Below are 13466 nucleotides of genomic sequence, written 5' to 3' on the forward strand. Positions count from 1 at the left end.
TCTTTGATCGATCAGAGATCGTTTCCGCAGGTCAGATTAGGTATACCTAAGTGACGCAGGGCACCGTCGGCCGGAGCGGACGCGGCTTGCCCGCTCCTGAAGAATTACGCAACAATGGCGTTGTGAAAAACGTCGGCGAGGCTCGGGAGGCCCCCACGGGGACCCCGCAGGAGGAGCTCGCGACCGGTGAGCGGTCCACCCGCAACCGGGTCGCGCGGTCCATCCTGGACCACGGCCCGTCGACCGTCGCCGAGCTCGCCGAGCGGCTGGGCCTCACCCAGGCGGCCGTGCGCCGGCACCTCGACGCCCTCGCGGGCGACGGTGTCGTCGAGGCCCGCGAGCAGCGGGTCTACGGTGCGCGCACCCGCGGCCGGCCGGCCAAGGTGTTCGCCCTGACGGACTGCGGCCGGGACGCCTTCGACCAGTCCTACGACAAGCTCGCGGCGGACGCGCTGCGCTGGATCGCCGACCGCGAGGGCGGCGGCGAGGCGATCGCCGCCTTCGCCCGCGCCCGGATCGCGGCGCAGGCGGGCGCCTACCGCCGCGCGGTCGAGGCCGCCCCGCCCGAGAAGCGGACCGAAGCGCTGGCCAAGGCCCTGAGCGCGGACGGGTACGCTGCTACCGCGCGCAGCGCGCCCCACCCGCAGAAGGGTGAGCAGCTCTGCCAGCACCACTGCCCGGTCGCCCACGTCGCCGAGCAGTTCCCGCAGCTGTGCGAGGCGGAGACGGAATTTTTCGCGGAGCTGCTCGGTACGCACGTACAGCGGCTCGCCACCATCGCGCACGGCGACGGCGTCTGCACGACGTTCATCCCCAAGATTTCCCACAACGCATCTGCAAGCACGGCCGGGAGGAACCCCGCATGACTCTCCCCACGGAGACTGCCCACCCTGAGCTCGAGGGCCTGGGCAAGTACGAATACGGCTGGGCCGACTCCGACACGGCCGGCGCCTCTGCCAAGCGCGGCATCAACGAGGACGTCGTCCGGGACATCTCCTCGAAGAAGAGCGAGCCGGAGTGGATGACCAAGCTCCGGCTCAAGGGCCTGCGCCTGTTCGAGAAGAAGCCCATGCCGAACTGGGGCTCGGACCTGTCGGGCATCGACTTCGACAACATCAAGTACTTCGTGCGCTCCACGGAGAAGCAGGCGGAGTCCTGGGAGGACCTGCCCGAGGACATCAAGAACACGTACGACAAGCTCGGCATCCCCGAGGCGGAGAAGCAGCGCCTCGTCGCCGGTGTCGCCGCGCAGTACGAGTCGGAGGTCGTCTACCACCAGATCCGCGAGGACCTGGAGGAGCAGGGCGTCATCTTCCTCGACACCGACACCGCGCTGAAGGAGCACCCGGAGCTCTTCAAGGAGTACTTCGGCACGGTCATCCCCGCCGGTGACAACAAGTTCGCCGCGCTCAACACCGCCGTGTGGTCGGGCGGCTCCTTCATCTACGTGCCGCCGGGCGTCCACGTGGAGATCCCGCTCCAGGCCTACTTCCGCATCAACACGGAGAACATGGGCCAGTTCGAGCGGACCCTGATCATCGTCGACGAGGGTGCCTACGTGCACTACGTCGAGGGCTGCACCGCCCCGATCTACAAGTCGGACTCGCTGCACTCCGCGGTCGTCGAGATCATCGTCAAGAAGAACGCCCGCTGCCGCTACACGACCATCCAGAACTGGTCGAACAACGTCTACAACCTGGTCACCAAGCGCGCCGTGGCGTACGAGGGCGCGACCATGGAGTGGATCGACGGCAACATCGGCTCCAAGGTGACGATGAAGTACCCGGCCGTCTACCTCATGGGCGAGCACGCCAAGGGCGAGACGCTGTCCATCGCCTTCGCCGGCGAGGGCCAGCACCAGGACGCGGGCGCCAAGATGGTCCACATGGCCCCGAACACCTCGTCGAACATCGTCTCCAAGTCGGTGGCGCGCGGCGGCGGCCGCACCTCCTACCGCGGTCTCATCGAGATCGGCGAGGGCGCCCCGGGCTCCAAGTCCAACGTGCTCTGCGACGCGCTGCTGGTGGACACCATCTCCCGCTCGGACACCTACCCCTACGTGGACGTCCGCGAGGACGACGTGTCCATGGGCCACGAGGCCACCGTCTCCAAGGTCTCCGAGGACCAGCTCTTCTACCTGATGAGCCGCGGCCTGAGCGAGGACGAGGCCATGGCGATGATCGTGCGCGGCTTCGTCGAGCCCATCGCCAAGGAGCTCCCCATGGAGTACGCGCTGGAGCTCAACCGGCTGATCGAGCTGCAGATGGAAGGCGCGGTCGGCTGACCCGCCCCCGCGACAGCAGACGTCCCATTCAGGAAAGCGAGCACTACGACAGCCATGGCTGAGGCCCAGAACTCCCCCACTCTCGGCTCCGCTCGAGCGGGGGGACCCCCACCCGTGGGATCCACCACCGCGGGCTCGATCGCGGTCGCCGCGGAGTCGACCGTCGCCACGCGCATGAGCGCGCCGCCGTCCTTCGACGTCGCGGACTTCCCCGTCCCGCACGGCCGCGAGGAGGAGTGGCGGTTCACCCCGCTGGAGCGCCTGCGCGGCCTGCACGACGGCACCGCCGTCGCCACCGGCAACGGCGTGAAGGTCGACGTCCAGGCCCCCGAGGGCGTCACCGTCGAGGCCGTGGGCCGCGACGACGCGCGGCTCGGCAAGGCCGGCACCCCGGTGGACCGGATCGCCGCGCAGGCCTACTCGGCCTTCGAGAAGGCCTCGGTCGTGACCGTCCCCAAGGAGACCGTCCTCACCGAGCCCGTCCGCATCACGGTGCACGGCGAGGGCGGCACCGCCTTCGGCCACCAGGTGATCGAGCTGGGCGCCTTCGCCGAGGCCGTCGTGGTCATCGACCACACCGGTGACGCGGTGCTCGCCGCCAACGTGGACTACCTGCTGGGCGACGGCGCCAAGCTCACCGTCGTCTCCGTGCAGGACTGGGACGAGAAGGCCGTGCACGTCGCGCAGCACAACGCGCTCGTCGGCCGCGACGCCTCCTTCAAGTCGGTCGTCGTCACCTTCGGCGGCGACGTCGTCCGGCTGCACCCGCGCGTGCGGTACGCCGGGCCCGGCGGCGAGGCCGAGCTGTTCGGCCTGTACTTCACCGACCGGGGCCAGCACCAGGAGCACCGTCTCCTGGTCGACCACAACGTCCCGCACTGCAAGTCCAACGTCGTCTACAAGGGCGCGCTCCAGGGCGAGCAGGCGCACGCCGTGTGGATCGGCGACGTGCTCATCGAGGCCAAGGCCGAGGGCACCGACACGTACGAGATGAACCGCAACCTGGTCCTCACGGACGGGGCGCGCGTCGACTCCGTACCCAACCTGGAGATCGAGACCGGCGAGATCGTCGGCGCCGGCCACGCCTCGGCGACCGGCCGCTTCGACGACGAGCAGCTGTTCTACCTGATGGCCCGCGGCATCCCGGAGCACGAGGCCCGCCGGCTGGTGGTCCGCGGCTTCTTCGCCGAGCTGGTCCAGCAGATCGGCCTCCCCGACATCGAGGAGCGCCTGATCGCCAAGATCGAGGAGGAGCTGGAGGCGGCCGTCGCATGACCTTCGTACGCGCCTGTGGACTGGGCGAGCTGGAGGAGGACACCCCCAAGCGGGTGGAACTCGACGGCACGCCCCTGTCCATCGTGCAGACCGAGGGCGAGGTGTTCGCGATCCACGACATCTGCTCGCACGCGAACGTCTCGCTGTCGGAGGGCGAGGTCGACGACTGCCACATCGAGTGCTGGCTGCACGGCTCGCGCTTCGACCTCCGCTCCGGCAAGCCCGACGCCCTTCCGGCGACGCGTCCCGTCCCCGTTTACCCCGTAAAGATCGAAGGGGACGACGTGCTCGTCTCCCTCACCCAGGAGTCCTGAGGCACCCATGGCTACGCTTGAAATCCGAGACCTGCACGTCACCGTCGAGGTCGAGAACGGCACGAAGGAAATCCTCAAGGGTGTCGACCTCACCGTGAAGCAGGGCGAGACGCACGCCATCATGGGCCCCAACGGCTCGGGCAAGTCGACCCTCGCCTACTCCCTCGCGGGTCACCCGAAGTACACGATCACCGGCGGCACCGTCACCCTCGACGGCGAGGACGTCCTGGAGATGTCCGTCGACGAGCGCGCCCGCGCCGGCCTGTTCCTCGCCATGCAGTACCCGGTCGAGGTCCCCGGCGTCTCCGTCTCCAACTTCCTGCGCACCTCCGCCACCGCCGTCCGCGGCGAGGCCCCCAAGCTGCGCACCTGGGTGAAGGAGGTCAAGGAGGCCATGGAGCGCCTCAACATGGACCCCGCCTTCGCCGAGCGCAACGTCAACGAGGGCTTCTCCGGCGGTGAGAAGAAGCGCCACGAGATCCTCCAGCTGGAGCTGCTCCGGCCGAAGGTCGCCATCCTCGACGAGACCGACTCCGGCCTGGACGTCGACGCCCTGCGCGTCGTCTCCGAGGGCGTGAACCGCGTCCGCGAGACGGGCGAGGTCGGCACGCTGCTGATCACGCACTACACGCGCATCCTGCGCTACATCAAGCCCGACCACGTGCACGTCTTCTCCGGCGGCCGGATCGTCGAGTCCGGCGGCGCCGAGCTCGCCGACAAGCTGGAGAACGAGGGCTACGAGGTTTACACGAAGGGTGGCGCATCCGCGTGACACAGCTGCCGGGCCTCCTCGACACCGAGGCGATCCGCAAGGACTTCCCCATCCTGGACCGCCAGGTCCACGACGGCCAGAAGCTCGTGTACCTGGACAACGCGGCGACCAGCCAGAAGCCGCGCCAGGTGCTGGACGCACTCAGTGAGTACTACGAGCGCTACAACGCCAACGTCCACCGCGGTGTGCATGTGCTCGCCGAGGAGGCCACGGCGCTGTACGAGGGCGCGCGCGACAAGGTCGCGGACTTCATCAACGCGCCCTCGCGCAACGAGGTGATCTTCACCAAGAACGCCTCCGAGTCGCTCAACCTCGTGGCGAACATGCTGGGCTGGGCCGACGAGCCCTACCGCGTGGACGCCGAGACCGAGATCGTCATCACGGAGATGGAGCACCACTCCAACATCGTGCCGTGGCAGCTGCTCGCGCAGCGCACGGGCGCGAAGCTGAAGTGGTTCGGCCTCACCGACGACGGCCGCCTGGACCTGTCGAACATCGACGAGATCATCACCGAGAAGACGAAGATCGTCTCCTTCGTGCTGGTCTCCAACATCCTCGGCACCCAGAACCCGGTCGAGGCGATCGTGCGCCGCGCCCAGGAGGTCGGTGCGCTGGTCTGCGTCGACGCCTCCCAGGCCGCGCCGCACATGCCGCTGGACGTGCAGGCCCTGCAGGCCGACTTCGTGGCCTTCACCGGCCACAAGATGTGCGGCCCGACCGGCATCGGCGTCCTGTGGGGCCGCCAGGAACTGCTGGAGGACCTGCCGCCGTTCCTCGGCGGCGGCGAGATGATCGAGACGGTGTCGATGCACTCGTCGACGTACGCCCCGGCTCCGCACAAGTTCGAGGCGGGCACGCCCCCGATCGCCCAGGCGGTCGGGCTCGGCGCGGCGATCGACTACCTCAACTCGATCGGCATGGACAAGATCCTCGCCCACGAGCACGCGCTGACCGAGTACGCGGTCAAGCGGCTGCTGGAGGTCCCCGACCTGCGCATCATCGGCCCCACCACGGCCGAGGAGCGCGGCGCGGCGATCTCCTTCACGCTCGGCGACATCCACCCGCACGACGTGGGCCAGGTCCTCGACGAGCAGGGCATCGCGGTCCGGGTCGGACACCACTGCGCCAGGCCGGTCTGCCTGCGGTACGGAATTCCTGCGACCACGCGAGCGTCGTTCTATCTGTACTCCACGCCGGCCGAGATCGACGCGCTGGTCGACGGCCTGGAGCACGTTCGGAACTTCTTCGGCTGAAGGGCGTGAGCTGAGACCGTGAAGCTGGACTCCATGTACCAGGAAGTCATCCTGGACCACTACAAGAACCCGCACGGGCGGGGCTTGCGGGACGGCGACGCCGAGGTGCACCACGTCAACCCGACGTGCGGCGACGAGATCACGCTGCGCGTGAAGTACGACGGCACGACGATCGAGGACGTCTCGTACGAGGGCCAGGGCTGTTCGATCAGCCAGGCCAGCGCGTCCGTGCTGAACGACCTCCTCGTCGGCAAGGAGCTCTCCGACGCGCGGAAGATCCAGGAGACCTTCCTGGAGCTGATGCAGTCCAAGGGGAAGCTCGAGCCCGACGACGCGATGGAGGACATCCTGGAGGACGCGGTCGCGTTCGCCGGGGTGTCGAAGTACCCGGCCCGGGTCAAGTGCGCCCTGCTGAGCTGGATGGCCTGGAAGGACGCGACGGCCCAGGTACTGGGCGGAGCCGACGCCGAGAAGGAGACGACGGCATGAGTGAGACCGTGGAGATGAAGCCGGCCTCGGAGGAGGAACTCCGTGAGGCCCTGATGGACGTCGTCGACCCCGAGCTGGGCATCGACGTCGTCAACCTGGGCCTGATCTACGGCATCCACATCGACGACTCGAACGTGGCCACGGTCGACATGACGCTGACGTCGGCGGCCTGCCCCCTGACGGACGTCATCGAGGACCAGGCCAAGTCCGCCACGGACGGCCTCGTCAACGAGTTGCGCATCAACTGGGTCTGGATGCCGCCGTGGGGCCCCGACAAGATCACGGACGACGGCCGTGAGCAGCTGCGGGCGCTCGGGTTCAACGTCTGAGATCACCTGGCGGTACCAGGGGCGGCACCCTCCGGGGTGCCGCCCCTTCCGCGTGCCCGCTCAGCCCAGCCCGGCCACCAGCCGGAACGCCGAGTCCGCGCGGAACAGGGCGCTGTGGTCGTACGGGTCCAGGCGGATCCGGAAGTCCCGGTGGCGCAGGAACCGGCCCGGGTAGTTGACCGACTCCAGCATGACCGCGCCCGAGGAGGCCGCGGGGCGGGGGCAGAACGTGGCGTCCGCGCGGAACAGGGACGAGCCGTCGTCGGCGTCCGCCACCAGGACGAAGCCGCGGTGGCGCAGAAGGCGCCCGTCCGCCGTGGCGAAGGAGGAGCAGGAGGGGTCGGCGAGGCCGGGCACCCGCCGGAAGGTGGCGTCCTCGCGCTGCTCCGGTCCGGAGCCGACCCGCTCCAGGCGCACGGAGCCGTCGCTGACCCGCCAGTGGCGGTCGGGGTGGCTGACCGAGCGTATGGAGGTGCCGGGGGAGGCCGGCCGTTTCGAGGGCTTCGCGGGGCTGCCCGTCTCCGGCGGACTCGGCGCCTTGCGCTGCGGCTCGGGTGCGGGGGCGGAGCCCGTGGGCGCGCTCGTGGCCGGGGTGGGGGAGGGGCGGCCGCGGTCGGCGGCCGGGGCGGTGCGGGCGCCCTTGGAGGGGGTCGCGAAGGAGATCAGGCCGCCCGGGGCCGAGCTGCCGAGGGTGGTCGGCTCCGCCGCCCGGTGCGCCGGCTCCCCGGACTCCTTCTCCATCACGGCGACGGCCGCGACGCACGCGGTGATCGCGGCCAGGGCCAGCGCGCCCGCCAGCCAGAGCCGTCGCGTTCCCGGTGCCCGGGTGGTGTCCGGGGCCCAGCCGCTCTCCCAGGGGCGGTCCTGGGGCGGACGGGACTTCTCTTCTGCCATGCGCGATTCCTCCGGCGGGGCGCCCGTGACGGCGGCGCAGTTGTGGTGCCCCGGTGTGTGATCGGGGAGTCACCGTAGTGGACCCGCGAGACCCCTGTGGCCCGTTTGCTGAGAGCGGTTTCTGCGCGAGATCAAGCCGTTGTCCGCTGGTCCGTACCACTGTTGTGTACGCCCGTACACATATTGTGTACGCTCGTACACATGGGTTATCTGCTGCTGGCCGGTGCCATCACCGCCGAAGTGGTCGCGACCACCGCCATGAAGTACAGCGACGGGTTCAGCAGGCTCGGGCCCTCGCTGCTCACCCTCCTCGGCTACGTGCTCTCCTTCGGGCTGCTCGCGCAGACGCTGAAGACCGTCTCCGTCGGCACGGCCTACGCCATCTGGGCCGGGGTCGGCACCGCCGCCGTCGCCACCATCGGCATCGTCTTCCTCGGGGAGGGCATGACCGCCGCCAAGGCCGCCGGGATCGCGCTGATCATCGTCGGGGTCGTCGTGCTCAACCTGGGGGGTGCCCACTGATGCCCCGGCGCCACGACCCCGAGCGCCGGCAGCGGATCATCGACGCGGCGATCCGGGTCGTCGGCTCCCAGGGCATCGCCGGACTGAGCCACCGCACCGTCGCCGCCGAGGCCGACGTGCCGCTCGGCTCCACGACCTACCACTTCACGACCCTCGACGAACTGCTGGTGGCCGCACTGCGGCAGACCAACGAGGGCTTCGCCAAGGTCATCGCCTCGTGCGGCGGCATCGACGACCCGCGCACCGATCTGGCCGCCGAACTCGCCGGGTGGATCGGGCAGTGGCTCGCCGGTGACCGCACGGGGGTGGAGCTGGAGTACGAGCTGTACCTGGCCGCCCTGCGCCGGCCCGCCCTGCGGCCCGTCGCCGCCGAGTGGGCCGAGGACGTCGCCGAGCAGCTCTCCCGGCGCACGGATCCCGTCACCGCGCGCGCCCTGGTGGCGGTCGTCGACGGCATCTGCCTGCAGGTGCTGCTCACCGGGGTGCCGTACGACGAGGCGTACGCGCGGGAGGTGCTGGGGCGGGTGCTGGCCGGGGCGGCCGGGGCACGGTGACGGCACAGGGGCGGGGTGTTCCGGGACGGTGAGAACGCGCGGGCTCCCAGGCACGGCGCCAGGGGATCCGTGCTGCTGAGGGGCGTTCCGCACGGGCCGATACCGACCGGCTCGTGAGACGTCCGCGCACCGGTTCGCATCGACCCGCGTCCGCCGGTTAGGTTGCCCTCATGACCGACACGACTGCTCCTCGCACCACCGGCGCCGTGGCCGCCGGCCTCGCCACGATCGCCGCCGACGGCACCGTTCTCGACACCTGGTTCCCCGCGCCCGAGCTGGCCGACGCGCCCGGCCCGTCCGGCACCGAGCGGCTGTCCGCCGAGCGCGCCGCGGAGCTGCTCGGCGGCGGCGCCACCGCGGCGATCGGCCCCGACGCCCGACGGGGCGTCGAGGTGGTCGCGGTCCGCACGGTCATCGCCTCGCTCGACGAGAAGCCGCTCGACGCGCACGACGTCTACCTGCGCCTGCACCTGCTCTCGCACCGCCTGGTCAAGCCGCACGGCCAGAGCCTGGACGGCATCTTCGGGCACCTCGCCAACGTCGCCTGGACCTCGCTCGGCCCGGTCGCCGTCGACGACCTGGAGAAGGTCCGGCTGAACGCCCGCGCCGAGGGCCTGCACCTCCAGGTCACCTCGGTGGACAAGTTCCCGCGTATGACCGACTACGTGGCCCCCAAGGGCGTCCGCATCGCCGACGCCGACCGGGTCCGCCTCGGCGCGCACCTCGCCGAGGGCACCACCGTCATGCACGAGGGCTTCGTCAACTTCAACGCCGGCACGCTCGGCACGTCGATGGTCGAGGGCCGCATCTCCGCCGGCGTCGTCATCGGCGACGGCTCGGACATCGGCGGCGGCGCCTCCACCATGGGCACCCTGTCCGGCGGCGGCAACGTCATCATCTCCGTCGGCGAGCGCTGCCTGATCGGCGCCGAGGCGGGCGTGGGCATCGCCCTCGGCGACGAGTGCGTCGTCGAGGCCGGCCTCTACGTCACCGCGGGCACCCGCATCACCATGCCCGACGGCCAGATCGTCAAGGCCCGCGAGCTGTCCGGCGCCTCCAACATCCTCTTCCGCCGCAACTCGGTCACCGGCGCCGTCGAGGCCCGGCCGAACAACGCGGTGTGGGGCGGGCTGAACGAGATCCTGCACAGCCACAACTGACGACTCGTACGAGGTACCCGGCGTGACCTCATGGTGGTTTCGGCAGATGAACGGGTGGACGCAGTGTCCGATCAGAAGCCGAACCGACGAAAAGGGGCCGGGGCATGAGGAACGAGCGGGGGCGGGGCGTGGTGCGCCTGCTGGCGGGGACCGTCGCGGCGCTGGCGGTGTGCTGGCTGCCGGCGGGCGCCGCGCACGCCGACGAGACCAACAGGGACTCGCACAACGGCCACCGGGTCGGGCTGATCAACGTCAACGTCGGTCAGATCGACGACCCGGCGGAGGACGTCCTGGAGCACACGCTGCTGTTCGGGGACGGCTACGCCTGGAACTGAACCCGGGGCGGGATCCCGCACCGACGTGCACGGCCCGTGCCGCAGACACCTGCGGCACGGGCCGTCGCGTTCTTCCTCCGGGCGGGTGGCACAGCGCGACACACCCGCGCGCGTCACAGGGAGTACGCGCAGCGGGCGCAGGGTCCGCCCCGGGGAGAGCGAAGGTGACGATGGATGCCGAAGCGCAGGAGAGCTTCCGGGAGTTCGTGGCGAACCGGTCGTCGGCTCTGCCGAGGACGGCGGTGCTGCTCAGCGGGGGCGACCGGCACGCCGCCGAGGACCTGCTCCAGAACGCGCTGATCAAGGCGGCGGACCGCTGGCACCGCATCGAGGAACCCGAGGCCTACGTCCGGCAGGTCCTGTACCGGCAGCAGGTGAGCCGCTGGCGTCCGAAGTGGCCGAGACGCGAACCGAGCGGGGCGGTGGGAGCCGGTGTTCGCCGCGCGGTGACCGGGCGGACGTCCGCCGTCGTGCGGGCCGGGGGCACGGGGGCCCGTGGTCGTGCGGTGCCGGGTCGTCATCGCGTGCCGAGCAGGTTCTCGTGGAGGGAGAGCAGCCCGTCGGCCGTGGCGCGGTCGGCGGGTCTCAGGGGCGCCCGGACCGGGCCCGCGGGGAGGGCCAGGCCGTTCAGGAGCGACTTCGCCGTGACGGCCCCCGGCAGGCCCGCCGACATCATCGCCTCGATGAGGGGGATGGCGCGCTGCTGGAGGCGGGCGGCCCGGGCCGTGTCGCCCGCGTCGAACGCGTCCAGTACGGCACGCAGATGGCGCGGGACGACATTGGCGACCGTGCTGACGTACCCGGCGCCGCCCACGGCGTACAGCGCGAGGTCGTGTTCGTCGCAGCCCGCGTAGTAGGCCAGGCCGGTGCGGGCCATGACCTTCTGGGCGGCCAGGAAGTCCGAGGAGCAGTCCTTGACCGCGACGATGCCGGGGTGGTCGGCGAGGCGCAGGAGCGTCTCGGGCTCGACGCGGACGCCGGTGCGGGCCGGGATGTCGTAGAGCATCAGCGGGAGGCCGGTGGCGCCGGCGATCTCGCGGAAGTGGGCCTCCACGGCGTCCTGCGGGGGCCGGCTGTAGTACGGCGCCACCACCAGCAGGCCGTCCGCCCCGGCCTTCTCGGCCTCCCGGGCCAGTTCGGCGGTGTGCCGGGTGTCGGCGGTGCCGATGCCCGCGACGATCGACGCCCTGTCGGCCACGGCCTCGCGGACGGCTGCGATCAGGGCGGACTTCTCGGCGTCCGTGGTGGTCGGGGACTCGCCCGTCGTGCCGGAGAGGACCAGGCCGTCGCAGCCGCCGGCGACCAGGTGGGCGGCGAGGTGCCGGGCGCCGTCCAGGTCCAGGGCGCCGGACCGGGTGAACGGGGTGATCATCGCGCACAGGGTGCGGCCGAAGGGTGGGGTCATGCGAGTAGTCTCGGGTCGCTGATCGTGTAGCTCTAGTTAATTTCTGTGTGCAGTATCTTTAAGTGATGCTTCTGATTTGAGTGGGGGCCGCAGCCGGGCGCGTGCGGGGGTAGCCGCAGGGCGCCTGGGTACTCGGGGGTCCCTACTTCGAGAGGAGGCGGAACCGTGACCGGGACGATGGAACATCGGGCCGTGCGCGACGAGCACCACTCCGTCGGCGAGCTCGTCGGGCAGGCCGCGGAGCAGCTCTCTCGGCTCGTGCGGCAGGAAGTGGCGCTCGCGAAGGAAGAGCTGGCCGAGAAGGGGCGGCGCGCAGGGCGGGGCGGGGGACTGCTCGGTGCGGCGGGTGCCGTCGCCTACGCCGGGTTCCTCGCGCTGGCCGGCACGGGTGCCGCCGCGCTCTCGCTGGTGCTGCCCGTGTGGGCCGCCGCGCTGATCGTGACAGGCGTGCTGTTCGTGATCGCTGCGGTGCTGGCCGTGGTGGGGCGCGGGCAGTTGCGGCAGGCCGCGCCCCCGACGCCCGAGCGGGCGATCGGCAGCGTGAAGGCGGACGTCGAGGAGATCAAGGAAAGGGCGCATCGATGACGGAGCCGACCGGTGGGGCGAAGGGGCCCGACGAGCTGCGCCGGCAGATCGAGCGGACGCGCGGTGAACTCGGCAACACCGTCGAGGAGTTGGCCGGGAAGGCCGATGTGAAGGGGCGCGCGCGGGCGCGGGCCGCCGACCTCCGGGACAAGGCCGGGGCGATGACGGTGCAGTTGCGCAGCAGCGCGGCGCAGGCCGGGCACTCCGTGCAGGACCGGGCCGCGCAGGTGGGGCCCCGGCCGGTGCGGAACGTGGTGCAGGCCGGGATGCGTCATCCGAAGCCGGTGCTGATGGCCGGGGCGGCGGGGGCCGTGGTGGCGGTCGGTGTCGTGCGGTGGAGGTATGCGCACGGGCATCGGTGAGCGTTCGGCGGTGTGTCGGTGCAGGCGGCGGCCCGTGCCTCCCGAGTGGGGGCGCGGGTCTTCGCCTGACGGTTTCCGGTGGGGCGGGACCCCGGCGGGGAATGTCCGTCCTCGCGACGCCGGGCATCCGGAGCCCTCTTGACCTCAAGTCCGGTTGAGGGCAGAAGGTCTGGTTGTAGCGAATCGGCGTACACGACTGGAGTTCTCCATGGCCCGGCGGACCGAACAGCACCCGGATCTCACCGACCCCCGGATCGGTGCCCCGTTCTTCAGTACCTGGCGGGTGGGAACCCCCGAGCGGCAGCGGCAGGCCGTGGAGGCGATCGCGCGGGCGTGGGAGCGGCGGCCCTGGCCGACCAAGGACCTGCTGGGGTACCACGTGTACGCCGGACACGACGGGGACACCCTGCTGCACTACTCGCAGTGGCGCAGCGAGCAGGCCTACGAGGCGTTCGTGAAGACCCACCGGCAGGAACGCGTCGACGAGATCGACACGGCCGTGCCGGGGATCGAGCGGGTGTGGCTCGGGCGGTACCGCCACTACCGCAGCGCCCGGCGGGAGGGCGGGGCCGTGCCGGGGTGCGTCGTGATCGTCGACGTCCGGTTCGACGGGCCCGACGCGGACCGGCAGCGTGCCTGGGTCGACGCGGTGTTCGAGGCGTTGGAGAGCGATCCGGAACAGCATCCCGGTGGGATCTCCGCCCACTTCCACCTCGGTACGGACGGCACCCGCGTGCTCAACTACGCCGAGTGGGAAAGCGCCCAGGCGCACATCGACGCCCTGGCCGCGCCGGGGGACGGTGTCGGCTCGGCCACCGAGCAGTGGAAGCGGGTGCAGAACTGGCCCGGGCTGTCGGAGGGCGGCTCCGTCAGGCGGTACGACCACGTGCTCGGGCTGGTGCCCTGAGGCCGGCCGGACACCGTGTCCGGCCG

At 70.9% G+C, this 13466-nt stretch carries 17 protein-coding genes and 1 pseudogene; 16 read left to right on the plus strand and 2 right to left on the minus strand.

Translation table 11 applies throughout. From position 1 onward, the window contains the following. Positions 1 to 122: 122 nt before the first annotated feature. The 8 genes from ACPXCS_RS29000 to ACPXCS_RS29035 are packed head-to-tail and all read left to right on the plus strand — an operon-like array spanning position 123 to position 6716. Positions 123 to 866 carry a helix-turn-helix transcriptional regulator gene (locus tag ACPXCS_RS29000; RefSeq protein WP_425945627.1) on the plus strand — a complete coding sequence of 248 codons (744 nt, stop codon included), beginning with the start codon at positions 123 to 125 and terminating at the stop codon, positions 864 to 866. Beyond that, positions 863 to 2284: a Fe-S cluster assembly protein SufB gene (gene sufB / locus ACPXCS_RS29005; protein ID WP_356435594.1), complete on the plus strand. Its 1422-nt coding sequence runs from the start codon at positions 863 to 865 to the stop codon at positions 2282 to 2284. The genes ACPXCS_RS29000 and sufB overlap by 4 nt, the downstream gene beginning before the upstream one ends. A 54-nt stretch (positions 2285 to 2338) precedes the next feature. Further along, complete coding sequence (gene sufD, locus ACPXCS_RS29010; protein WP_425945628.1) at positions 2339 to 3559, plus strand: Fe-S cluster assembly protein SufD; 1221 nt, start codon at positions 2339 to 2341, stop codon at positions 3557 to 3559. Then, complete coding sequence (locus tag ACPXCS_RS29015) at positions 3556 to 3873, plus strand: non-heme iron oxygenase ferredoxin subunit (RefSeq protein ID WP_086561395.1); 318 nt, start codon at positions 3556 to 3558, stop codon at positions 3871 to 3873. Before sufD ends, ACPXCS_RS29015 begins: the two co-directional genes overlap by 4 nt. A gap of 7 nt (positions 3874 to 3880) precedes the next feature. Continuing rightward, on the plus strand, positions 3881 to 4645 hold the full coding sequence (sufC, locus tag ACPXCS_RS29020; protein ID WP_369197769.1) for a Fe-S cluster assembly ATPase SufC: 765 nt from the start codon (positions 3881 to 3883) through the stop codon (positions 4643 to 4645). Continuing rightward, entirely contained in the window at positions 4642 to 5898 is a 1257-nt protein-coding gene (locus ACPXCS_RS29025; RefSeq protein WP_425945629.1) for a cysteine desulfurase, read from the plus strand. Before sufC ends, ACPXCS_RS29025 begins: the two co-directional genes overlap by 4 nt. An 18-nt stretch (positions 5899 to 5916) precedes the next feature. Continuing rightward, positions 5917 to 6387, plus strand: coding sequence for a Fe-S cluster assembly sulfur transfer protein SufU (sufU, locus tag ACPXCS_RS29030; protein ID WP_062926164.1), 471 nt, complete (start codon positions 5917 to 5919; stop codon positions 6385 to 6387). Next, positions 6384 to 6716: a metal-sulfur cluster assembly factor gene (locus ACPXCS_RS29035; RefSeq protein ID WP_006131178.1), complete on the plus strand. Its 333-nt coding sequence runs from the start codon at positions 6384 to 6386 to the stop codon at positions 6714 to 6716. Before sufU ends, ACPXCS_RS29035 begins: the two co-directional genes overlap by 4 nt. 60 nt (positions 6717 to 6776) lie before the next feature. Here the strand turns inward: ACPXCS_RS29035 and ACPXCS_RS29040 are convergent, their stop codons facing one another. Further along, positions 6777 to 7610 carry an AbfB domain-containing protein gene (locus ACPXCS_RS29040; protein WP_425945630.1) on the minus strand — a complete coding sequence of 278 codons (834 nt, stop codon included), beginning with the start codon at positions 7608 to 7610 and terminating at the stop codon, positions 6777 to 6779. Between the two features lie 201 nt (positions 7611 to 7811). On the opposite strand from ACPXCS_RS29040, the gene ACPXCS_RS29045 reads away from it, so the two are divergent. The 5 genes and pseudogenes from ACPXCS_RS29045 to ACPXCS_RS29065 form a co-directional block, all read left to right on the plus strand. Further along, entirely contained in the window at positions 7812 to 8132 is a 321-nt protein-coding gene (locus ACPXCS_RS29045; protein ID WP_425945631.1) for a DMT family transporter, read from the plus strand. Continuing rightward, on the plus strand, positions 8132 to 8686 hold the full coding sequence (locus ACPXCS_RS29050; RefSeq protein WP_425945632.1) for a TetR/AcrR family transcriptional regulator: 555 nt from the start codon (positions 8132 to 8134) through the stop codon (positions 8684 to 8686). The genes ACPXCS_RS29045 and ACPXCS_RS29050 overlap by 1 nt, the downstream gene beginning before the upstream one ends. A gap of 170 nt (positions 8687 to 8856) precedes the next feature. After that, a complete protein-coding gene (gene dapD, locus ACPXCS_RS29055; protein WP_425945634.1) occupies positions 8857 to 9846 on the plus strand; it encodes a 2,3,4,5-tetrahydropyridine-2,6-dicarboxylate N-succinyltransferase in 990 nt (329 codons plus the stop codon). A 104-nt stretch (positions 9847 to 9950) separates the two neighbouring features. Further along, positions 9951 to 10181, plus strand: coding sequence for a hypothetical protein (locus ACPXCS_RS29060; protein ID WP_425945635.1), 231 nt, complete (start codon positions 9951 to 9953; stop codon positions 10179 to 10181). Between the two features lie 170 nt (positions 10182 to 10351). After that, positions 10352 to 10603 (plus strand): annotated as a pseudogene (locus ACPXCS_RS29065) (SigE family RNA polymerase sigma factor); the annotation flags it as partial. A 95-nt stretch (positions 10604 to 10698) separates the two neighbouring features. Here ACPXCS_RS29065 and dapA read toward each other — a convergent pair. Continuing rightward, positions 10699 to 11586 carry a 4-hydroxy-tetrahydrodipicolinate synthase gene (gene dapA / locus ACPXCS_RS29070; protein ID WP_425945636.1) on the minus strand — a complete coding sequence of 296 codons (888 nt, stop codon included), beginning with the start codon at positions 11584 to 11586 and terminating at the stop codon, positions 10699 to 10701. Between the two features lie 165 nt (positions 11587 to 11751). On the opposite strand from dapA, the gene ACPXCS_RS29075 reads away from it, so the two are divergent. The 3 genes from ACPXCS_RS29075 to ACPXCS_RS29085 all read left to right on the plus strand — a co-directional run bounded on the left by ACPXCS_RS29075 (position 11752) and on the right by ACPXCS_RS29085 (position 13440). Then, positions 11752 to 12171, plus strand: a complete 420-nt coding sequence (locus ACPXCS_RS29075; protein WP_425945637.1) for a phage holin family protein — start codon at positions 11752 to 11754, stop codon at positions 12169 to 12171. Then, on the plus strand, positions 12168 to 12533 hold the full coding sequence (locus tag ACPXCS_RS29080; RefSeq protein WP_425945638.1) for a DUF3618 domain-containing protein: 366 nt from the start codon (positions 12168 to 12170) through the stop codon (positions 12531 to 12533). The genes ACPXCS_RS29075 and ACPXCS_RS29080 overlap by 4 nt, the downstream gene beginning before the upstream one ends. Positions 12534 to 12741: 208 nt before the next feature. Beyond that, positions 12742 to 13440: an antibiotic biosynthesis monooxygenase gene (locus ACPXCS_RS29085; RefSeq protein WP_425945639.1), complete on the plus strand. Its 699-nt coding sequence runs from the start codon at positions 12742 to 12744 to the stop codon at positions 13438 to 13440. Positions 13441 to 13466: the final 26 nt, after the last annotated feature.

It is taken from the genome of Streptomyces sp. DT190 (assembly GCF_049846985.1).
Lineage (GTDB): Bacteria > Actinomycetota > Actinomycetes > Streptomycetales > Streptomycetaceae > Streptomyces.